The 20,002-nt window shown below is 42.0% G+C and carries 20 protein-coding genes and 1 pseudogene; 12 read left to right on the top strand and 9 right to left on the bottom strand.

Going from position 1 to position 20,002, the window contains the following annotated elements:
• The first annotated feature begins 102 nt into the window (after positions 1-102).
• Positions 103-1,452: a lipid IV(A) 3-deoxy-D-manno-octulosonic acid transferase gene (gene waaA / locus ACJAT7_RS04290; protein ID WP_415225563.1), complete on the top strand. Its 1,350-nt coding sequence runs from the start codon at positions 103-105 to the stop codon at positions 1,450-1,452.
• On the opposite strand, the gene ACJAT7_RS04285 is transcribed toward waaA, so the two are convergent.
• Positions 1,429-2,133 (bottom strand): 3-deoxy-D-manno-octulosonic acid kinase, encoded by a 705-nt coding sequence (locus ACJAT7_RS04285; RefSeq protein ID WP_415225562.1) that lies wholly within the window; start codon positions 2,131-2,133, stop codon positions 1,429-1,431. The genes waaA and ACJAT7_RS04285 overlap by 24 nt on opposite strands.
• Before the next feature lie 57 nt (positions 2,134-2,190).
• On the opposite strand from ACJAT7_RS04285, the gene ACJAT7_RS04280 reads away from it, so the two are divergent.
• Positions 2,191-3,237, top strand: coding sequence for a glycosyltransferase family 9 protein (locus tag ACJAT7_RS04280; protein ID WP_415225561.1), 1,047 nt, complete (start codon positions 2,191-2,193; stop codon positions 3,235-3,237).
• A 46-nt stretch (positions 3,238-3,283) separates the two neighbouring features.
• Here ACJAT7_RS04280 and ACJAT7_RS04275 read toward each other — a convergent pair whose 3' ends face one another.
• Complete coding sequence (locus ACJAT7_RS04275) at positions 3,284-5,134, bottom strand: DUF3413 domain-containing protein (protein ID WP_415225560.1); 1,851 nt, start codon at positions 5,132-5,134, stop codon at positions 3,284-3,286.
• A gap of 341 nt (positions 5,135-5,475) precedes the next feature.
• Positions 5,476-7,128 carry a glucose-6-phosphate isomerase gene (gene pgi, locus ACJAT7_RS04270; protein ID WP_415225559.1) on the bottom strand — a complete coding sequence of 551 codons (1,653 nt, stop codon included), beginning with the start codon at positions 7,126-7,128 and terminating at the stop codon, positions 5,476-5,478.
• 269 nt (positions 7,129-7,397) lie between these two features.
• Between pgi and ubiE the strand changes: the two genes are divergently transcribed.
• From ubiE to ACJAT7_RS04225, 9 genes and pseudogenes are all read left to right on the top strand, one after another.
• Complete coding sequence (gene ubiE / locus ACJAT7_RS04265; RefSeq protein ID WP_415225558.1) at positions 7,398-8,153, top strand: bifunctional demethylmenaquinone methyltransferase/2-methoxy-6-polyprenyl-1,4-benzoquinol methylase UbiE; 756 nt, start codon at positions 7,398-7,400, stop codon at positions 8,151-8,153.
• A gap of 26 nt (positions 8,154-8,179) precedes the next feature.
• Positions 8,180-8,788 carry an SCP2 domain-containing protein gene (locus tag ACJAT7_RS04260; RefSeq protein ID WP_415225557.1) on the top strand — a complete coding sequence of 203 codons (609 nt, stop codon included), beginning with the start codon at positions 8,180-8,182 and terminating at the stop codon, positions 8,786-8,788.
• Positions 8,789-8,804: 16 nt separating this feature from the next.
• Positions 8,805-10,445: a ubiquinone biosynthesis regulatory protein kinase UbiB gene (gene ubiB / locus ACJAT7_RS04255; protein ID WP_415225556.1), complete on the top strand. Its 1,641-nt coding sequence runs from the start codon at positions 8,805-8,807 to the stop codon at positions 10,443-10,445.
• A gap of 67 nt (positions 10,446-10,512) precedes the next feature.
• Positions 10,513-10,728, top strand: coding sequence for a Sec-independent protein translocase subunit TatA (gene tatA, locus ACJAT7_RS04250; protein WP_415225555.1), 216 nt, complete (start codon positions 10,513-10,515; stop codon positions 10,726-10,728).
• Between the two features lie 25 nt (positions 10,729-10,753).
• Positions 10,754-11,149: a Sec-independent protein translocase protein TatB gene (gene tatB / locus ACJAT7_RS04245; protein ID WP_415225554.1), complete on the top strand. Its 396-nt coding sequence runs from the start codon at positions 10,754-10,756 to the stop codon at positions 11,147-11,149.
• Positions 11,146-11,913: pseudogene (gene tatC, locus ACJAT7_RS04240) on the top strand (twin-arginine translocase subunit TatC). Before tatB ends, tatC begins: the two are co-directional and overlap by 4 nt.
• Before the next feature lie 12 nt (positions 11,914-11,925).
• A complete protein-coding gene (locus tag ACJAT7_RS04235) occupies positions 11,926-12,705 on the top strand; it encodes a TatD family hydrolase (RefSeq protein ID WP_415225553.1) in 780 nt (259 codons plus the stop codon).
• Positions 12,706-12,767: 62 nt separating this feature from the next.
• Positions 12,768-13,781 carry a porphobilinogen synthase gene (gene hemB, locus ACJAT7_RS04230; protein ID WP_415225552.1) on the top strand — a complete coding sequence of 338 codons (1,014 nt, stop codon included), beginning with the start codon at positions 12,768-12,770 and terminating at the stop codon, positions 13,779-13,781.
• A gap of 300 nt (positions 13,782-14,081) precedes the next feature.
• Positions 14,082-15,005, top strand: coding sequence for a glucosaminidase domain-containing protein (locus ACJAT7_RS04225; RefSeq protein ID WP_415225551.1), 924 nt, complete (start codon positions 14,082-14,084; stop codon positions 15,003-15,005).
• A gap of 57 nt (positions 15,006-15,062) precedes the next feature.
• Here ACJAT7_RS04225 and ACJAT7_RS04220 read toward each other — a convergent pair whose 3' ends face one another.
• Positions 15,063-16,241, bottom strand: coding sequence for a cystathionine beta-lyase (locus ACJAT7_RS04220; RefSeq protein WP_415225550.1), 1,179 nt, complete (start codon positions 16,239-16,241; stop codon positions 15,063-15,065).
• Between the two features lie 155 nt (positions 16,242-16,396).
• On the opposite strand from ACJAT7_RS04220, the gene ACJAT7_RS04215 reads away from it, so the two are divergent.
• Positions 16,397-16,867: a YcxB family protein gene (locus ACJAT7_RS04215; RefSeq protein WP_415225549.1), complete on the top strand. Its 471-nt coding sequence runs from the start codon at positions 16,397-16,399 to the stop codon at positions 16,865-16,867.
• A 4-nt stretch (positions 16,868-16,871) separates the two neighbouring features.
• Here ACJAT7_RS04215 and ACJAT7_RS04210 read toward each other — a convergent pair whose 3' ends face one another.
• Genes ACJAT7_RS04210 through ACJAT7_RS04190 form a run of 5 tightly spaced genes read right to left on the bottom strand, consistent with a single transcriptional unit; the run spans position 16,872 to position 19,991 of the window.
• Complete coding sequence (locus ACJAT7_RS04210) at positions 16,872-17,204, bottom strand: NGG1p interacting factor NIF3 (RefSeq protein WP_415225548.1); 333 nt, start codon at positions 17,202-17,204, stop codon at positions 16,872-16,874.
• A 1-nt stretch (position 17,205) separates the two neighbouring features.
• A complete protein-coding gene (locus ACJAT7_RS04205; protein WP_415225547.1) occupies positions 17,206-17,601 on the bottom strand; it encodes a hypothetical protein in 396 nt (131 codons plus the stop codon).
• 2 nt (positions 17,602-17,603) lie between these two features.
• A complete protein-coding gene (locus ACJAT7_RS04200) occupies positions 17,604-18,557 on the bottom strand; it encodes a biotin-dependent carboxyltransferase family protein (RefSeq protein WP_415225546.1) in 954 nt (317 codons plus the stop codon).
• Positions 18,547-19,242, bottom strand: a complete 696-nt coding sequence (gene pxpB / locus ACJAT7_RS04195; protein WP_415225545.1) for a 5-oxoprolinase subunit PxpB — start codon at positions 19,240-19,242, stop codon at positions 18,547-18,549. Before pxpB ends, ACJAT7_RS04200 begins: the two co-directional genes overlap by 11 nt.
• On the bottom strand, positions 19,242-19,991 hold the full coding sequence (locus tag ACJAT7_RS04190; protein ID WP_415225544.1) for a 5-oxoprolinase subunit PxpA: 750 nt from the start codon (positions 19,989-19,991) through the stop codon (positions 19,242-19,244). The genes pxpB and ACJAT7_RS04190 overlap by 1 nt, the downstream gene beginning before the upstream one ends.
• Between the last annotated feature and the right edge of the window lie 11 nt (positions 19,992-20,002).

The following is a 20,002-nucleotide window of genomic DNA, read 5'->3' as shown; positions in this document are numbered from 1 at the left end:
GAATTGGCCGTAACATAGCGTAAGAATAATTTTGAGAAATATACATTAAGTATTTTTTAGGAGACATAAACGTCACTTCTAATAACAAAAGGGAAAATTAAGATGCAGATAATTATATCTGTTAATCTATTTATCGTACAATCTAACTTTTACATGTTACCGGAACATCTTATGTTGGTTCGTTTTATTTATAGTTTTTTACTGTTTCTTCTCGCCCCTTTTTTCTTATATGGTCTTTATAAAAATAAAACCAACAAACCTAAGTTTGGCAAACGTTGGGTTGAACACTTCGGCTTTTGCCCCGAGCTAAAAGATAACAACACCACTGCGCTTTGGATCCATACCGTTTCTGTTGGCGAAGTGATAGCAGCCACCCCTTTGATCAAAGCCCTAAAAAAACAACAACCGCAGCAAACTATTGTTGTCACCACCACCACCAGCACCGGAGCCGCTGAAGTGAAAAAGCTGGAGAATTTAGTCGAGCATCGTTATATGCCGCTGGATTTTAGCGGCTCAGTAAAACGGTTTATTAAGATAATAAACCCTACCGCGCTGCTGATTATGGAAACTGAACTCTGGCCAAATACCCTGCATACCGTCCATCAACATAAAATTCCAATTATCATTATTAATGCCCGTTTGTCTCATCGCTCTTATCTGCGTTATCAAAAATTTCAATTTATCTTTGATATGCTAGCTAAAAACATCGATCAGCTGCTCTGTCAGACAGAAGCAGATGCACAGCGTTTTATAAAGCTGGGCATCAATAAAGAAAAAATTGAGATCACGGGCTCAATTAAATTTGATATCTCAATTACCGATCAGCTAAAAACAGCAGGTACAGAGTTGCGTAGCGAGTTGGGCGAAAAACGCCCTATCTGGATAGCATCCAGTACTCATCAGGGTGAAGATGAACTGATATTAAAAGCACATCAAGTCGTATTAAAAAAGGTACCGGAGGCGCTCTTAATTATTGTTCCCCGCCATCCTGAGCGTTTTTTAACCGTTACCGATTTAGCTAAAAACAATGGTTTTAATACCGTCAGTCGCACCAGTAAGCAAAGTGTCTGTGCATCAACCTCTGTTTACATTGCAGATACCATGGGAGAGATGCTGACCTTAATTGGCGCTGCCGATATCTGTTTTATGGGTGGAAGCTTACTGGGTAAAAAAGTGGGCGGCCATAATTTACTCGAACCCGCTGCATTAGCCAAACCCTGCTTAACAGGAGATAGTTTTTATAATTTTCAATTGATAACGGAGCAGTTAATTGAGTCTGGCGGCTGTATTGTCTGCCCGACAGAAAGCGATTTGGCAGATAATCTGCTTAAACTTTTTGCTGATGAAACGGCTATGCGGGAAATGGGCAGATCAGCATTAGCGGTGGTTGATAAAAACAGAGGTGCGTTGGCCCGCACATTAAAAGAATTAAGCGCTATAACCGCTCATTAAATGTTGCCAATCAGCTAATTGCCACTTTATCGCGCGTTTTTTTAACTCTTTATTAAAGGATCTTAATAAACGCGCAAGGTTAGCTGCTTTCCAATTATCACCAGACTGCTGATAACATTTATCAAAATCAATTAACCAGATTTCTCCGGCTTTATCCAATAAAATATTATGGATATTCAGATCGCTGTGGTTTACCTGTGCGTTGTGCATCTTTTTTATCTGTCTGCCGATCGCTTGATATTCCGACTTGGATAAAGCTCTGGTTTGCAGAATATCAACTAAATCTTGCGCATCAGGGATCTTTTCAGATAAAAGATCCGCCTGATAAGAAAACATTCCCTTTTCCACTCTTGCAGCAATAGGTTTAGGCACATTAACCCCTGCATAAGTAAGTTTATCTAAAAGGTAAAACTCCTGTAGAGAGCGTGTTTTTTGCCAACCAGTAAACAGATAATGATCGGAAATAATTTTGCCGAATAATCCCCCTCGACAATAATGACGAAGCGCACCTTGTAACTTATCTAACTGAATAAACCATGTTGTGCCCCGCCCCTGAGCCGAGCCAATTATTTTACCTTGCTGCTGCCAGTACTCTGCAAAAAAACAGCCATCAACACACTCATTTATCAATTCATCGTCATAAACAATATAAACTCTGTTTGTTTGCAAAATTTTAATCATAAAAATTTATCTCGATTATTGTATACTTTCTAAAATTGACCAACGAATCATACTACTATGGCATTATTTACAACAGCACCAAAATCAATTTGTATTCTACGCCTCTCTGCAATTGGTGATGTCTGCCATGCAGTTGCAGCAATACAAGCAATTCAGAAACAGTGGCCGACAACCCAAATCACTTGGATTATGGGAAAAATAGAGGCGCAACTGCTGCATGACCTACCTGGCGTAAACGTCATTGTCTTTGATAAATCGACTGGCTTTTCAGGTATGAGGGCAGTTTGGAAGCAGTTAGCAGATCAGCACTTTGATGCACTATTGCATATGCAGTTAGCTTTGCGAGCCAGCGTGTTAACACTCGGCATCAAAGCCAAATATAAAATCGGTTTTAACCGCAAACGGGCTAAAGAAGCGCAGTGGTTATTCACCAACAAAAAAATAAGCGATACTGCATCGACACATGTTTTAGATAGTTTTTTTGAATTTATCTATTTTTTAGGAATAGATAAAAGCACACCCAGTTGGAATATTCCACTTTCTGAAGATGATCTTAATTTTGCCAAAACAGTAACAGATAATGACAAACCTATTTTTGTTATTAGTCCCGCGGCCAGTAAAGATGAACGTAACTGGTTAAGCGAACGTTACGCCGCAGTTGCAGATTATGCTGTGAAGCAGGGTTTTAATGTGATCTTATGCGGCTCGCCTGCGCCAAGAGAGCTGAAACTGGGTAATGATATAGAAACATTAATGAATGAAAACGCGACAAATTTAATTGGCAAAACCTCTTTAAAGCAGTTAACAGCCGTTATCAGAGCAGCACAATTAATACTCGCGCCAGATTCCGGGCCAGCGCATATTGCCACCACGCAGGGCGTACCTGTAATAGGTTTATACGGTCATAGCAACCCGAATCGAACTCGCCCCTACTTGAGTAAAGAGAGTGTGATCAGCGTTTATGAAAAGCATGTGCAAGCGCAGCATAAAAAAGCATTAAGTGAACTACCCTGGAGCGCAAGGGCCAAAGGGGCGCATATTATGGCGGATATCAGTACACAGCAGGTTATTGATGTTTTCAATAAAATAACGGCTACGCCATGAAATCGACTCATCCATTCCTTTAGACCACTATCAAATGGATTAACATCTATTTATTAAACCGGCTTATCTGCTCTAAGACTTGCTCTACCTGAGAGTAGTTTAAGTCCTGCCCTTTAAGGGGTCTATTGGTTTTATCAAAAAGCTCATAATTTCCACTTGTTGTTACTTCTAAAATAGACTTATCGGTTACCACTGCATAACCACTATAGTTGGATGATACAAGCCATTCACGCTGAACAGGTTTAGCTAACAAATCTTCTCCCGCTGAATAATCGGCAACATCATTATCAACACCTAGATAGTGCTTCATAATAGTAGGAACTACATCTTGATGGCTAGTCATACTGGCGGTATCCCATTGCATACTTTCTTTGCTTATTCCCGGACCAAAGATAGCAAATGGCACCTGCACTTGAGCATTAGTAAAGTTACTGTTATGTCCCCAAAAATTAAGTTTATTATCATTTATTTCCTGGCCATGATCGCCCGTGATTATAACCAGAGTATTATCCATCTCTCCGCTTTCCTGGAGTTTATCGAGAATATGTTTTATCTGACTATCGACAAACCGAACACTGGTTTTATAACGGTTAAAAAATGCGCTTGTATCCGTTTCATTATTCAGTTCTAAATAATTCAGTGTTTTTAAATAAGGTTCAAATTTATTTGAATAATCATCAGGAAAATCATACCCATGAGGAGAATCGTAGAATAAAAAGGAAAAAGCGGGCTTTGCATGATCTCGCTGCTCATTCCAGGCCAACCAATCCTTGGTCAGATCTTTATCCAACTCAGATGGGCGGTTTCCGGTAGAGCCATTGCGCAAATTTGGTACATTAACAAATACCGTTTGATCAAATTCAGGGGATCTTAATTGTGCCGCGGCAAATATACCTAAGTCATAGTTTAAGGCTTGCAACCTTTCTATAAACAAGGGTGCTCTTCGATTTGCTAAAAACCCATGCCAATAGGTTCCCGGCAGCGCATAAAAAAGCCCAAAGATACCAGTACGAGTTGAATTACCTGTCGACAGATGATTATTAAAAACAACCCCATCGTTTTTTTGTACTATTGACCATAAATTAGGTGTGACTTGTGCATTGAAAGTATCGCCACGCCAAGAATCGATCACTAACCACATAATATTGACCGGCTTCTCTACTGCTTCAGTCTTTAAAGTGGATAATGGGTAATGCAAATCACTTTTAATTTTAACCTGCATTACCTGTTGATTTTCTAAAGCCTGTTCATCGATCCAACCATACTTTCTCATCAGCGTATTAGATGTTGCAGGTAGAAATAATGGTAAATAACGTTTTACAACAGTAACGGGTTGGTAAGCATATGCCGAGGCCCAAATATGAATACCATTAGTGGCGAGTAAGGCAATAAACACCAAAAAGGCAAACTTTCGCCCTAAATGAAGTTGAACCAATACGGGCTCTCCTTCTAACCAACGTACGAGTAACCACTGGCTTATTACTAACAACAGCATACCGGCAATGACCATCAACCAAGTAATCAATGGGAAACTCACTATTTGTCCAGAGAGAAGCATATCCACAACAAAAAAGTTGATATGAAAACGATATTGTGCAAAAACGATGCTATCAATAAAGAGAAGCGCAATACCGCTTGCAGCGATAAGACTCTGTGATAATCGCCGCGCCTTAATTGGTAACATTAAAAATGGCAGAGCAATGATGCCAATAATGGAGGCAAGCAAGACCATTTGGCTAAATGTACCTGCAATAATAAAAGTAATAGCGGTTAATTCCGATGGAAACTCGGGCAAAAAGGCAAAATAACGGGTCGAAACTGCAATGGCGATTAAAGCATTAATCAGGATAAGCCATCCATGAGAATGTAATTTTTGTTTAAATGTAAGGTTGTTCAATCTGCTCTCCACGGGATAATCATGAAAATAATACGCTAATTATTTAATCTTTGATAAGAGGGATTTTAGCTTGAAGATAGGGTGTATAACAAGTGTGAATAGAGACAGGCTGCAATTGCTCTGATTCGATCCAGTCAGTGTGCATTTAGCGCCGAATGAAGTTCGCCACGCTTGGTATATTGCCCTGCCCATGGTTAATTGGTTATCGCGAGGTATATTACTGATATTAACAATGATTTTCAGGTTATTGAGATATTTAATAACGTCACACAAAAACAAAAAAATCCCCAACCTGCAGAGCAAGATGGGGATCTTTTATTAACTTATCTCAACTTTTTAAACTATTTCCAAGCTTTCCAAGCATTAATCAAAGCGTTTGTTGAACTATCGTGGCTATCAACAGCATCTGTTGTGGTTAGCTCAGGTAAGATTCGACCCGCAAGTTGCTTGCCCAATTCTACGCCCCATTGATCGAAACTGAAGATGTTCCAGATAACGCCTTGGGTGAATATTTTTTGCTCGTACATAGCAATTAACTGACCTAATGTTTTTGGCGTGATTTTTTTAACCAAAATTGAGTTAGTTGGTTTATTACCGCTAAACACTTTGAAAGGTACTAAATCAGCAACTTCTGCAGCAGTTTTACCGGCAGCGGTAAATTCAGCTTCCACTTGTTCTTTAGTTTTACCAAATGCCAATGCCTGCGTTTGTGCAAAGAAGTTAGAAAGCAACTTAGTATGATGATCGCCTGCCGGGTTATGGCTTACTGCCGGTGCAATAAAGTCACATGGAATCAGTTTTGTGCCCTGATGAATCAATTGATAAAACGCATGCTGACCATTTGTACCGGGTTCACCCCAGATGATTGGGCCAGTTTGGTAATCAACAAGGTCGCCATTGCGATCCACACATTTACCGTTTGATTCCATATTCCCCTGTTGAAAGAATGCTGGGAAACGATGCATATATTGATCGTAAGGTAGAATTGTTTCCGTTTCGGCGCCATAGAAATTGTTATACCAAACACCAATAACGGCCAAGATAACTGGGATATTATTTTCAAAATCAGTTTCAGCGAAATGTTTATCCATTTCATGCGCGCCTTCAAGCAGCGCTGCAAAGTTATCGTAACCCACGGTTAATGCAATGGATAAACCAATGGCAGACCACAGTGAGTAACGACCGCCTACCCAATCCCAAAACTCGAACATATTCTCAGTATCGATACCAAACTCAGTCACTAACTGCGCATTGGTTGATAATGCGGCAAAGTGCTTAGCAACATGTGCTTCATCTTGGGCGAAGTTTAGGAACCAATCACGCGCACTGTGTGCATTAGTCATGGTTTCTTGTGTAGTAAATGTTTTTGATGCCACTAGAAACAGTGTTGTTTCAGCATCTAAGTTCGCAAGTGTTTCAACGATATGAGTGCCATCGACATTAGAAACAAAATGCGTTTCAATACCTTCAACTTGGTAAGGTTTTAATGCTTCAGTGACCATATAAGGCCCTAAATCTGAGCCGCCGATACCGATATTAACGATATCTGTAATTGCTTTACCTGTGTAACCTTTCCATTCACCTGAATGCACTTTGGCACAAAAGCCTTTCATTTTTTCCAGTACCGCGTTCACTTTTGGCATGACGTCGATGCCATCAACCATAACGGGTGTATTACTGCGGTTACGCAATGCACTGTGTAAAACAGCGCGATCTTCAGTTACGTTGATCTTTTCACCCGAAAACTGTGCTTTAATCGCACCTTTAAGATCTACTTGTTCAGCTAAAGCCAATAATTTTGTAAAAATTTCTTTAGTAATTAAGTTTTTTGAAAAATCAACTAAGAGATCATCGTTAAACTGACAAGAAAATTCCTTAAAACGTTCCGGGTTGTTGTCAAAAAGCGTTGATATTTTCATATCTGAATTTGCATCAAATAAAGCCTGTAATTCAGACCAGGCGGCTGTTTGCGTTGGATTGATATTTTTTAGCATTGATAGATTCCAATAAGTGATGTTTAAGATACTTGTTTAACAATAACGAAATCGATCCACAGCAGCAGATCTCCATTCATTTAATCAGGGAATTATAACGTAAAAATAGCGATTGATCGTAAAAAATCAACGATTCAATGATCTTATGCTGCGATTATTTATTAGAGTAGTGCTGCAAATAACAATAATGATCCCCTTTTAAACAAAATAAGGTATCATCTTCGCACTCATTTTAGCTGCAATAACTGATAACAAAAAAAGAGAAATACATGGGCGACAGACAAGAAAACACCACTCACTTTGGTTTTAAAACGGTACAAGAAGATAAAAAAGCTGACCTGGTTGCCGACGTATTCCATTCTGTTGCGACAAAATACGATGTGATGAATGATGTTTTATCCTTAGGCATCCATCGTATTTGGAAACGTTTTACCCTAGATTGTTCGGGTATTCGTAAAGGTCAGAAAGCGTTAGATCTTGCCGGTGGAACGGGTGATTTAACCGCTAAATTTTCCCGTATCGTAGGTAAAACAGGCCACGTTGTGTTAGCCGACATTAACGACTCTATGCTTAAAGTGGGCCGCACTAAATTACGCGATTTAGGGATTGTTGGTAATGTTGATTATGTTCAAGCTAATGCCGAGGCATTGCCTTTCCCTGATAATTATTTTGATTTAGTCACCATCGCATTTGGTCTGCGTAATGTCACCGATCAAGACAAAGCATTAGCCTCTATTTACCGCGTTTTAAAACCGGGCGGACGTTTGCTGGTGCTTGAATTCTCAAAACCTATTTATAGACCACTGAGTAAATTTTACGATTTTTACTCTTTTAATATTCTGCCTAAACTTGGCAAACTGATTGCCAATGACAGTGAAAGTTATCGTTACCTTGCAGAGAGTATCCGCATGCATCCGAACCAAGATACGCTCAAAGATATGATGAATAATGTCGGTTTTGAAGACAGTGAATACTTTAACTTAAGCGCGGGCATTGTTGCCTTGCACCGCGGTTATAAATACTAAACCAGCTCGATAATATAGAGGAAATTATGCCTTTAGATAACCTAGTGTGCGGATTACTTGAAACAGCGATTAATAAATTACATCAGCTTGATTCAAGTGCGCTGCAGAGGCGCAAAATGCTCGATGGCGTGATTATCGGCGTGACGCTAAAAGAGCTCAATAAACCCCTCTACTTTGTTATCAGCAAGCAACAAATTGATGTTTTGGCTAAATATGAAGGGCAGGCGGATTGTTTTATTCGTTTAAATATATCGGCGTTAAACGAGCTACAGAATAATCACCAACTGACCCATTTAATAAAAAGTGAGCAGCTTGAAGTGGAGGGGGATATTCAGCTGGCACAGCAGTTTGCCCAACTACTCACTGAAATGAACATTGATTGGGAAGAGTTCCTCTCTTCTAAAGTCGGCGATCTGCTGGCGCACAAGTTTTGCTATCACAGCAAGCAATGCCGGCTGGGCGTATCTCAACAACTGAAGAAAATAGAAAAACAGAGCGCGGAGTTTATCACCGAAGAGTTAAAGCTTGCACCGGGTGCATTACAGGTAGCCTATTTTTGTGAGCAGGTCAGTGACCTTGAAAAACAGTGTTTACAACTTGAAGCGCGTATAACACAACGCTTGCATAAAATTTAACAGCAGGGAATCGTCAATGATTAAATTTAAAGAACTTTCCCGCCTCTATCAAATCAATAAAACTGTGCTTGAATATGGTTTAATTGAACTGTTACCAAAAGAGCAGATTCCGTTTACTTATCGCCTGATCCGCCTGTGCTTTTTTTGGATTCGCCGTACACACAAAAACAGCAGTTTACCCGAGCGCCTGCGCCTCGGTTTACAATCATTGGGGCCGATTTATATCAAACTGGGGCAGATGTTATCAACGCGCCGTGATCTGTTGCCTCCCGTTTACGCCGACCAACTCGCTCATCTGCAGGATAATGTCCCGCCATTTTGCGGTCAACAGGCGATAACAGTGATTGAGCACGCGTTCGGCAAACCGATTGAACAGATCTTTGCAAACTTTGATGCCAATGCGCTGGCGTCCGCATCAATTGCACAAGTGCATACCGCTACCCTGCTTAAAGATGACCGGGAAGTTGTGATCAAAGTGATCCGCCCTGATATTAAAAAAACCATTCAGGCTGATCTGCAATTAATGAGATGGATTGCGCAGTTGATGGAGCGTTTCTTAAAAGATGCCGAACGGCTGCGCCCGGTTGAAGTTGTCCATGAATATGAAAAAACCATTATTGATGAATTAGATTTAATGCGTGAAGGCGCCAATGCGATTCAACTGCGGCGTAACTTTTTAGATTCAAAACTGCTTTATGTGCCGGAGATCTATCCCGATTACTGCACTAAAAATGCCTTGGTGATGGAGCGTATCTACGGTATTCCGGTTTCCGATATCGAAGCGCTAAAAGCACAAGGCACAGATCTTAAACTGCTTGCCGAACGGGGTGTTGAAGCCTTTTTTACGCAGGTTTTTCGAGACAGTTTTTTCCATGCAGATATGCACCCGGGCAATGTTTTTGTCTCTTATGAGCATCCCGAAGATCCGCTTTGGATAGGGATTGATTGCGGCATCGTCGGCACCTTGAATAAGGAAGATAAACGCTACCTTGCAGAAAACTTTTTAGCCTTTTTCAACCGCGACTATCGTCAGGTTGCACAACTTCATGTGGATTCGGGCTGGGTGCCGCCTGACACCCCAGTTGAAGAGTTTGAATTTGCAATTCGCGCTGTGTGTGAGCCGATTTTTGAAAAACCGCTTTCTGAAATATCCTTCGCACAGGTATTAATTAACCTCTTTAATACCGCCCGTCGTTACAATATGAAAGTACAACCACAATTGGTTTTACTGCAAAAGACGCTGCTTTATATCGAAGGGCTAGGCCGGCAGTTATATCCGCAGCTAGATCTTTGGGACACCGCAAAACCCTTCTTGGAAAACTGGATGAAAGAGCAGGTCAGTCCGAAAAAACTGCTTAATACACTCAAACAGAAAGCGCCGTTTTGGCTAGAAAAGTTGCCTGAGTTGCCTGAGCTGATCTATTACAATTTATCACAAGCCAAATCACAACAAAAACAGCTGACACTGTTAACAGAATCAATCAATAAACAGCAGCAAAAAAACAGTAAAAATCACTTTTATCTTGGTTTAAGTGTCACCTTGACGCTGATCAGTGCACTAGCTTATCTCTTATCAGATAAAGAACTTGCGCTGTACTGCGCAGTTCCCGGCTTTTTTGCTTGGTTAGTTACATGGCATCATTCCAATAAAGAGTAGAGTTTGCTATAACTCATAAGATGGTTTTAACGCTTTAATAAATCACAGTGATAGAGGAAAACAGATTATGGGTGGAATCAGTATTTGGCAGTTAGCTATTGTCGCAGTCATTGTAATATTACTTTTTGGCACAAAAAAATTACGCGGTATCGGCGGTGATTTAGGCGGTGCAATAAAAGGTTTTAAAAAAGCGATGAGCGAAGAAGATAAATCAAAGCCGGAAGTTGAAAATAAGACCGACGAAAATTCAAAATCCGAGCAAAAAGAGAATAAAAAAGATTAAGGCTAACAAAAAGGCTGTGAAATAGATGTTTGATATCGGTTTCTGGGAAATTATTCTGATCTCCATAATAGGTCTTGTTGTTTTAGGGCCGGAGCGTTTACCGATAGCGGTGCGCACGGTTATGCATTGGATAAACAGAGCGAAACAGATGGCTAACTCTGTAAAAGGAGAGATTTCACAAGAGCTAAGATTACATGAAATGAACGAGAAGATGATCAAAGCCAGTAAACAGGGGTTAAGCGATATTGATCCGCAATTGCAGCAATCAATCGATGAAATGAAACAGGCAGCGCAAGCGGTAACGCGCCCTTATCAAGCCAAGAATGAAGATCTAAGCGAGGCGCAACAGGAGAGTGCAGATCCAAAAAACAGTATTGCTGGCAAAAAAACAAGCGCCCCGCAACAGGATAAAGATGAATGAGTGAAAGCGAAAGCAGTGAACAAAACAAACAACATAGCTTACCCTTATTCTCCCATCTGCTTGAGCTGCGCAATCGAATTTTACGCATTGTTATGATAGTGATGCTGCTGTTTTTAAGTTTGGTCTATTTTGCCAATGATATTTACCATTACCTTGCTATCCCGCTCACCAGCCAGCTTCCGGAAGGTTCCAGCATGATAGCAACGGATGTCGCAACGCCCTTTTTTACGCCGATAAAATTAACCCTGGTCCTCTCCTTTTTTATCGCAATTCCGGCTATTTTACATCAATTATGGGCGTTTATTGCGCCGGGTTTATATAAACATGAGCGTAAACTGATTGCACCTTTAGTGGTAAGTAGCGCCCTGCTCTTTTATTTAGGCATGGCATTCGCCTATTATGTTGTCTTTCCTTTAGCGTTTTCGTTTTTTACCAGCACCGCCCCTGAAGGCGTTACCATAGCCACCGATATCAGCAGTTACTTAGACTTTGTATTAAAACTGTTTTTTGCCTTTGGTTTGGCGTTTGAAATTCCTACCGAAACCTTATTTTTTTGTTGGACCGGGCCCACCACGCCAAAAAAATAAAAACAAACACGCCCCTATATTGTGGTTGGCGCATTTGTTTTCGGCATGTTATTGACTCCCCCTGATGTCATTTCTCAGACTCTGCTGGCAGTGCCTATGCTCATTTTATTTGAACTCGGATTACTGTTTTCCCGTTTTTACGTAACGCCAGAAAGTGATAACAATATTCAAGAGTAGAGTAGCTGAAATATGATAGATATTGGTGTTAACCTGACCAACCCCCGTTTTCACAAAGATTGTCCGGATGTTATTGCAAATGCCCAACAAGCAGGCCTTAGCGCGCTTATTATTACCGGCACCGATTTAACAACAAGTGCAGCTGCACTTGCGCTGGCGAAAACTGCGCCCGGATTTCTTTTTTGCAGTGCAGGTATTCACCCTCACGATGCCAGCGCTTTTGACAGCAGCAGTTTAGCAAGGCTCAGGCAGTTAGCCTTGAGTCCACAAGTAAAAGCGATTGGCGAATGCGGATTAGATTTTAACCGCAACTATTCAACGCCGGCAGAGCAAGAGTTTGCCTTTGTGCAACAGCTTGAATTGGCGGTTGAACTGCAACTACCTCTGTTTATGCATGAGCGCGATGCCAATCAACGTTTTATCGAACTGTTAACACCTTACCGCGCGCAGCTGCCCAATGCCGTTGTGCACTGTTTTACCGGCAGTGAGCGTGATTTACAGCGCTGTCTGGAGCTTGATCTGCATATCGGGATAACCGGCTGGATTTGTGACGAACGCCGTGGCAGTGAGCTGCTTAATCTAGTTAAGCTAATCCCTGATAATCGTTTGATGATTGAAACCGATGCGCCCTATCTGTTACCCCGTTCAATGCGCCCCAAGCCAAAATCAAGCCGTAATGAGCCTAAATATTTACCCTATATAGCGCAAACTATTGCCGCGGCGCGTGAGCAATCTTTAGATCAATTTATTGCCAACACCGAGAAAACCAGCCAAGCCTTTTTTAATCTCTAAGGCCATGGTTGCAATTGCAAACTTGAAGATACCCAAACTAGTTACTTTTAATAGGAATACAGATGACAATTTCTCAAAGTTTCCCCGCTCGCCGTTTACGCCGTTTACGCAAGCATGACTTTTCCCGTCGTTTAGTGGCTGAAAACCAGCTTAGTGTCAACGATCTGATTTACCCTCTGTTTATTCTCGAGGGCAAAAACCGCCGTGAAAGTATCGCATCAATGCCGGGCATTGAACGTTTATCACTGGATTTATTAGTCGAAGAGGTCAAAGAGTTAGTGACACTGGGCATTCCTGCTATCGCGCTCTTTCCAGTGACACCTAATGAGCTAAAAACGGTCATGGCAGAAGAGGCTTACAATAGTCAAGGACTGGTGCAACGTGCGGTTATGCGCGTTAAAGAGACCTGCCCTGAACTGGGGGTGATCACAGATGTGGCGTTGGATCCTTTTACCATCCACGGACAGGACGGTATAATCGATAAAGAGGGGTATGTATTAAACGATATCAGCACTGAAATTTTAGTGAAACAGGCGCTTTCGCATGCGCAAGCTGGTGCGGATATTGTCGCGCCATCGGATATGATGGATGGACGGATAGGCGAAATTCGTAATGCCTTAGAAAGTGCGGGTTATGTCAACACCCAAATAATGGCTTACAGCGCCAAATATGCCTCCAACTATTACGGCCCGTTCCGCGATGCAGTCGGTAGTGCCGGTAATCTCAAAGGCGCCAACAAATCCACCTATCAGATGGATCCCGCTAACAGCGATGAAGCGATTCATGAAGTCGCATTAGATATTCAGGAAGGCGCGGATATGGTAATGGTCAAACCGGGTATGCCCTATTTGGATATTGTCCGCCGCGTAAAAACAGAGCTGCAAGTCCCCACTTTTGCTTATCAGGTAAGCGGTGAATATGCGATGCACAAGGCCGCGTTTGCAAATGGCTGGCTAAAAGAGAGAGAAACAGTATTAGAGTCACTGCTCTGCTTTAAACGCGCTGGCGCAGATGGCATCTTGACCTACTTTGCCAAGCAGGTAGCGACTTGGTTAAAAGAAGAAGGCAATAGCTAATAGTTAATTATCGCTCTTTGCACCTAATCTCGCTTTCTTTAGGGCAAAGGTGTTAGCCTTATTTTCCAGCATCCCCCCCCAATGGGGAATGCTAGAAAAAACACCTTTGCAGGTTAAAGCCTGCGGTTCCAATAGCAAATTCAGAGAACAAGTAAAGCAAAAAATTCATCTCCATCGTGAAAATGTGCTAAAATAGCGCCTTCGTCACAAAAAATACATTATTAAATTAACAGCAAAACCACTTAAGGAATTAGTCGCATTAATATACTTATCGCTATTTTACACCGAGGAAATCACCCCATGAAGATACACTTTTCTGCCCGCACTATTGCTTTCGCGCTGACCAGTTGCTTATTTATAGGGGCCTGTTCCGATGTACTGAACAGCAGCAAAAGTGAACAACTGATGACGAACCCCACTGAAGTCAACATCACTTCGATTGATGATTTGAATGCTTTATTTGATAAATACCAATACAACGATGCAAGCTGGGATAAAGGCAACCGGGAAGTACCGCGTATCACCTTTGCAGGCGTCGATGAACGCTGGGCTGAAGGATCAAAAAGTCTGCCGGTAGAGATCAAGAAAATGATATTTTTCCGCCTTATGACACCACTGGCATTAGTGTCCAATGAAAACATTCTCCGTGAACGGGAAATTGTTAAAAACAGCCCGCTAGATGCAGAGAAACTTAAAAAGATTGCCCTTAAATACGACATTCTTGAAAATAAAACGGGCAACTTAGATGAATCGATGCGCACAGCATTACTGGACCGCGTTGATATTTTGCCCCCTTCGTTAGCACTCGCACAAGCGGCTGAAGAGAGTGGTTGGGCGACCTCGCGTTTTGCGCAGGAAGGCAATGCTTTCTTTGGTCAGTGGGATTTCAGCGGTAACGGTATGAAACCTCTGAATCAACGAGAAGAGCTGGGTGACTATAGGGTGGCGCGTTTTGACAGCCCACTGGCATCAGTTGAAGCTTATATGCTCAACATTAACAGCAATAGCTCATATCTGAAATTGCGTGTTTTACGCAGTAAACTGCGCGCTAAAGATAAAGCGGTAACAGGCATTAAATTGGCGGGCACCTTGGATAACTATTCCGAGCGAGGACAAGATTATATTGATGGATTACGCGCCATGATTCGCTACAACAAGCTTGAACAAATGGACCAAGCGTATTTATCTGATAATAAGTTAATCCACTTAACCACAGAGAAATAATAACTGTGTTTATATATAAAGCGATAAAAGAAGCGTGTTCACACACGCTTCTTTTTTTTAATCCGCTAATGCCGCATTAAAACGGTTAAATCCGGCCTCTAAATCGGCAATCAGATCATCGACATTTTCCAGACCGACATGCAGACGAATCAGCGGTTTACTGCTATCCCATTTTGTTGCGCTGCGTATTTTATCTATGTCGAATACTCCTAAAATCAGACTTTCATATCCGCCCCAAGAAAAGCCCATTTTAAAATAGCGCATATTCTCAACCAGGGCAGTGACCGATTTTAAGTTGCCCTCTTTTAATACAAATGAAAACAGCCCGTTAGACGCGCTAAAATCACGTTTAAAAAACTCATGCCCCGGACAGGTTGCAAATGCAGGATGACGAAGATGATCGACCTCTGGTCGCGTTGCCAACCAGTTAGCGACCTGCAGTGCATTTTTTTCATGTTGCGCCATGCGCACACCTAAGGTACGTAAACCGCGGCTTGCTAAATAAACATCGTCCGGTGAAGTACACTGGCCCATCAAATAGCTGTTTTCACGCAGTTGCGGCCAATGTTTTTCATTGGCGGTGGCAGTGCCGATCATTACATCAGAATGGCCGACAATATATTTAGTAGCTGCTTGAATCGAAATATCCACGCCCATCTCAAAGGGGCGGGAATTAATGGGTGATGCCCAAGTATTATCAAGCATCACAATAAGGTCGTGTTGATGGGCAATCGCACTTAATGTCGGTACGTCTTGAATTTCCATGGTGACAGAGCCTGGCGATTCTAGAAATAACACTTTGGTATTAGGCTTGATTAGATCGCCAATGCCAGCACCAATGAGTGGATCGTAATAGGTAGTTTCGATACCAAAACCTGCAAGTAATCCCTCACATAATGCACGGGTTGGTTCATAAACACTATCCACCATTAAGAGATGATCGCCCGCCTGCAAAAATGATAATAATGCGCCGCTGATGGCCGCCGATCCCGATGGATAAAGCGCACAACCGACGCCCCCTTCAAGCTCAGCAATCGCTGCCTGAAAAGCAAAGTGGGTTGGACCGCCGCGGCGTCCGTAAAACATCTCTCCGTTAGTACGATTTTTAGCCGCAAAACGCATCTCTTCCATGGTATCAAAGAGCATTGTTGATGCACGAAATACTGGGGGATTGACCACCCCTTTTGTCCATTTTTTATCACGACCCGCACTGATTATCTGTGTTTCTTTTTTCATAACAATCTTCCATAAATAGATATTCGACCATTAAAACCGCATCTTTTAAGTATGTTAACATTTTAGCAACAGATGAACAGTCTCAAACAATCAATACGTAAGCGCTTTTTTATCTTATAATCAGCTGCAAATACAACAATCATTAAGGCACCACAATGCACTTCGAAACTGAGTTTTTACTCGATAGAAAGCACCTGGAAGAGTGTTACGATCAGTCTCTTCTCTTTAGCAAAAACCGTCCCCCGCGAATTAAATTAATGACGCTTTTAGTGGCCGCCGCTGTGCTTATTTTATTATTCGGGGAGCAGCAGGATATTCTCGCGTACTTCTTAATCGCATTGGCTTTAGTGGAATTTATGAGTTTTCGCTATCGCCGTGCATGGTGGCTAAGCAGACAGGTCTGGAGTAGAAATTCGGGCAATATCATTAAGTTAATTATCGATGATAAAGGGATAAAAACGCAAAGCTTGTACAACAATAGCCAGCTGTTATGGTCTGATGTTGCCGAGGTCGCCGAAACGGAAAAAGGGTTAATGCTGCTGCTTAAAAATGGTGGCCATAATTACCTTTCAAAACAAAACTTAACACGTGAAGTTATCGACTTTATTAAACAGCAGAAACAATAACCCGCTATTTTCCCAACTCAAAGTCGCCCAGCGTTTTTATCTCGAAAACGTGGTAGGCCGGTGTTTGGTAAGGGTGCGATGCAAGTAACGCCTGTACCGCCTGTTTGATGTATTGCGCTGCGCAGACCATCTCAACTTTATATTCGGCCAGCGTTTCAACTTGATTAATGGTGCCGATAAAAGGGGAGCTTTGCGCAAGCGGTCTAAACTGCCCGCTGCCTAAAGATTGCCAGGCACATTGGTCATAATCGCCTATTTGACCGGCTCCCGCCTCAAAGAGTGCTGATTTAACACTTTCCAGATGAGATTCCGGCACATAAAAAACCACTTGATACATGCTATTTTCCTTTTTTATTGATATAGATAAAGGCCGGCAATAAGACAAAACTAGTGATCAGCATATCTGCAACACTATGGTAGTTAAGCCGCCACATAAGATAAAAATAGACGCACAGTGACAAGGGCGCAATCAATAATAGATGTTTGTTTTGCAAACTGAGCGAGACAACAAACAACAGTGCAACCGCGCTATGGGTGCTGTAGTCCATCTCCAATGACGGCCAAATATGTAAATAGTTATCGAGCAGCATCACGCTATATACAATCACCACGCAGAGCAGTAGTCGCTTAATTTGTGACCTGCGCGTTTGCCTTGATGCTTTTTGCCAGTAATAACCCCAGCAAAGCAATAACAGAGGCGTATAGAGATCGGCGCTGATTGCCAGAATATTCATGATTAGAATTGATTAAAAAAACGTAACCGCTGCAGATAACGTAATTGCTCATCTGCCAAACAAGCAGGTTTAAAAGCAATTTTCTGACCCGCTGACTTTTGCGCCAGTAAACTTAAATCGCAGCGTGCAACACAGCCAATTTTCGGATAACCACCCAGTGTCTGCCTGTCTTGTAATAAAATAATCGGTAAACCATCGGCGGGGATTTGAATACTGCCCAGGGCGATCCCCTCGGAAATTATCCCGCCGCTTAAACTGCTGACAGTTTGCCCCGTTAAACGTAATCCCATACGATCGCTTTGTGCATCAATCGTATATTCACTGCTGTAAAACTTGGCTTTTTGCACTCGGGGAAATTGCTCACATTGATAGGATTCAATCACCCCTAATGTTAACGGTTTATTATAATCAGGAATAAACTGCGCGGGTATTTTTGTGCAGGCAAAGTTTTTTATCTGCTCAAAAACCGCTAAACGGTCACCACTTTTTAAATTACCACCAGCACCATCAAGCCCCCCTAAAGAGTTACGTTTAACCGTACTGCTGCTGCCATATTTTGTCGGGACATTAAAACCGCCCTTTACCGCCAGGTAGGCTCGTACACCTGAGCTTGCAAAAGCAAGTTTTAAACGATCCCCTTTTTTAAGGATAAAACTGCAATTATTGCTTTGTGCTTTTTGCTTTCCTGATTGCATCAAGATAGATGCCTGCATATCAGCGCCTGTTAATGCCAGTTGCAGATCACATTCAGCTGCAAATTCTGCCTGTCCAAAACTGATTTCAATTAAGGATTTATCGGCACTGTTTTTGAGCAGATAATTTGCCCAACCGGCGGCGTGCTCGTCGACAACGCCACCTTGACTCAATCCCTGTTTGGCTTGACCATAACGTCCTAAATCTTGTATTTGGCTAAATAGACCCGCATTAATCAGATATAAACCCGGATTACTTTTCATCGCTAACTTGCCCGCCTAATTTAAGAAACTGATCCAGTGAAATAGGCTTGAATTTAACGCTATCTCCCACCGCAAAAGGGCTGATTGGATTGCTATTGGGATCGAAAAGCTTAACCGGGCAATTACCAATAATCTGCCAGCCACCGGGGCTATTTTCGGGATAAACAGCCGTTTGTGCATCGGCAATGGCCACACTGCCTGCAGGCACAATAGCCCGCGGCGTCGCATGACGGGCAATATTAATTGCCGCCGGCACTTGCGCTAAAAAAGCAAAACCGGGCGCAAAACCAATTGCGCACACACGGTATGTTGTTGCGCTGTGTAATTGAATGATTTGTTCAATACTTAAACCTGTTTTTTCAGATAGCGCGGGCAAATCCCAGCCAACCGAGCAATCATAATAGACAGGTAACTCAATCACCTTGCGTTCACTGTTTAAAACGGCCTTGGGCGACGGTAACAAAACAATATTTTCAAGCAGCTTTTCAACCACTAACGAAGAGGCGTTCAATAAATTATAATGCACCAAAATAGTGGTGTAAGAGGGGATAATATCAACTAACGCATCACCAAGTTGCGTTTCAATCTGATCAACTAAAAAGGCAATCTTATCTGTTAAAGCGAGGTCGATTTGCTCGCTTACTTGGATTAAAAAACAATCTTCACTGACCGCCGTAATCTTCATTATTTATGTCTCAACCTAAAATCAGTTAATAACAGCTGCAACTCTTGAATCAATAAAATTCCAGCGGAATTATCACCATGTACGCAAATGGAGTCCACCTTGAGTTTTATCTCGTTACCGCTAAGAGTGCTAACGGTTTGCCTGTCTATTAACTGTTTTACCTGTTTTTTAATCAAATCTGCATGGTTTAAAACCGCGCCCGGCTGACTGCGGGCAACAAGGTAGCCAGACTCATCATATGCTCTATCGGCAAACGCTTCAAAAATCAGTTTAATACCTGCCTGCTCTGCTATTTTCTGATATTCCTGCAGATCCGGCCTTGCTAAAATCATTAATGCTAACGGGATTTCAAAACTAACTAGCGCATCAATAATCGCGGTGAATATGTTGATATCGGCCATCATATCGTTATATAAGGCGCCGTGGGGTTTAACATATTCAAGCGGTTTCCCGTGCAGGCTGCACAGAGCATTTAACGCCCCAACTTGATAACAGACTAAAGGGGTGATTTGAGAATAACAGTGTGCAATTGAACGACGACCAAACCCCTGTTTATCGTTATAACTTGGATGCGCGCCAATTTGTACATTGTATTTTTTGGCAAGTTGAACTGTCTGCACCATCACATCCGGATCGCCGGCATGAAATCCGCAGGCGATATTAGCTTGATTAACCCAGGGCATCACATCCTGATCAGCTCCCATTTCCCAGGCGCCGTAACTTTCACCCATATCACAATTTAATTTCATAGTTTAAAGCC

Origin of the sequence: Psychromonas sp. (assembly GCF_047632995.1) — a bacterium.
Lineage (GTDB): Bacteria > Pseudomonadota > Gammaproteobacteria > Enterobacterales > Psychromonadaceae > Psychromonas.
Note: the sequence above shows the minus strand (reverse complement) of the source record. Positions and strands in the feature narration are given on the sequence as shown.

What these genes read in the sequence shown, in the direction of transcription:
- ACJAT7_RS04260 (WP_415225557.1), top strand. Translation starts at nt 8,180, where the DNA reads ATGCCTTTAGATAACCTAGTGTGCGGATTACTTGAAACAGCGATTAAT.
- hemB (WP_415225552.1), top strand. Translation starts at nt 12,768, where the DNA reads ATGACAATTTCTCAAAGTTTCCCCGCTCGCCGTTTACGCCGTTTACGC.
- ACJAT7_RS04225 (WP_415225551.1), top strand. Translation starts at nt 14,082, where the DNA reads ATGAAGATACACTTTTCTGCCCGCACTATTGCTTTCGCGCTGACCAGT.
- pxpB (WP_415225545.1), bottom strand. Translation starts at nt 19,242, where the DNA reads ATGAAGATTACGGCGGTCAGTGAAGATTGTTTTTTAATCCAAGTAAGC.
- waaA (WP_415225563.1), top strand. Translation starts at nt 103, where the DNA reads ATGCAGATAATTATATCTGTTAATCTATTTATCGTACAATCTAACTTT.
- ubiB (WP_415225556.1), top strand. Translation starts at nt 8,805, where the DNA reads ATGATTAAATTTAAAGAACTTTCCCGCCTCTATCAAATCAATAAAACT.
- ACJAT7_RS04220 (WP_415225550.1), bottom strand. Translation starts at nt 16,241, where the DNA reads ATGAAAAAAGAAACACAGATAATCAGTGCGGGTCGTGATAAAAAATGG.
- ACJAT7_RS04280 (WP_415225561.1), top strand. Translation starts at nt 2,191, where the DNA reads ATGGCATTATTTACAACAGCACCAAAATCAATTTGTATTCTACGCCTC.
- ACJAT7_RS04190 (WP_415225544.1), bottom strand. Translation starts at nt 19,991, where the DNA reads ATGAAATTAAATTGTGATATGGGTGAAAGTTACGGCGCCTGGGAAATG.
- tatB (WP_415225554.1), top strand. Translation starts at nt 10,754, where the DNA reads ATGTTTGATATCGGTTTCTGGGAAATTATTCTGATCTCCATAATAGGT.
- ACJAT7_RS04200 (WP_415225546.1), bottom strand. Translation starts at nt 18,557, where the DNA reads ATGAAAAGTAATCCGGGTTTATATCTGATTAATGCGGGTCTATTTAGC.
- tatA (WP_415225555.1), top strand. Translation starts at nt 10,513, where the DNA reads ATGGGTGGAATCAGTATTTGGCAGTTAGCTATTGTCGCAGTCATTGTA.
- pgi (WP_415225559.1), bottom strand. Translation starts at nt 7,128, where the DNA reads ATGCTAAAAAATATCAATCCAACGCAAACAGCCGCCTGGTCTGAATTA.
- ACJAT7_RS04205 (WP_415225547.1), bottom strand. Translation starts at nt 17,601, where the DNA reads ATGAATATTCTGGCAATCAGCGCCGATCTCTATACGCCTCTGTTATTG.
- ubiE (WP_415225558.1), top strand. Translation starts at nt 7,398, where the DNA reads ATGGGCGACAGACAAGAAAACACCACTCACTTTGGTTTTAAAACGGTA.
- ACJAT7_RS04285 (WP_415225562.1), bottom strand. Translation starts at nt 2,133, where the DNA reads ATGATTAAAATTTTGCAAACAAACAGAGTTTATATTGTTTATGACGAT.
- ACJAT7_RS04215 (WP_415225549.1), top strand. Translation starts at nt 16,397, where the DNA reads ATGCACTTCGAAACTGAGTTTTTACTCGATAGAAAGCACCTGGAAGAG.
- ACJAT7_RS04210 (WP_415225548.1), bottom strand. Translation starts at nt 17,204, where the DNA reads ATGTATCAAGTGGTTTTTTATGTGCCGGAATCTCATCTGGAAAGTGTT.
- ACJAT7_RS04235 (WP_415225553.1), top strand. Translation starts at nt 11,926, where the DNA reads ATGATAGATATTGGTGTTAACCTGACCAACCCCCGTTTTCACAAAGAT.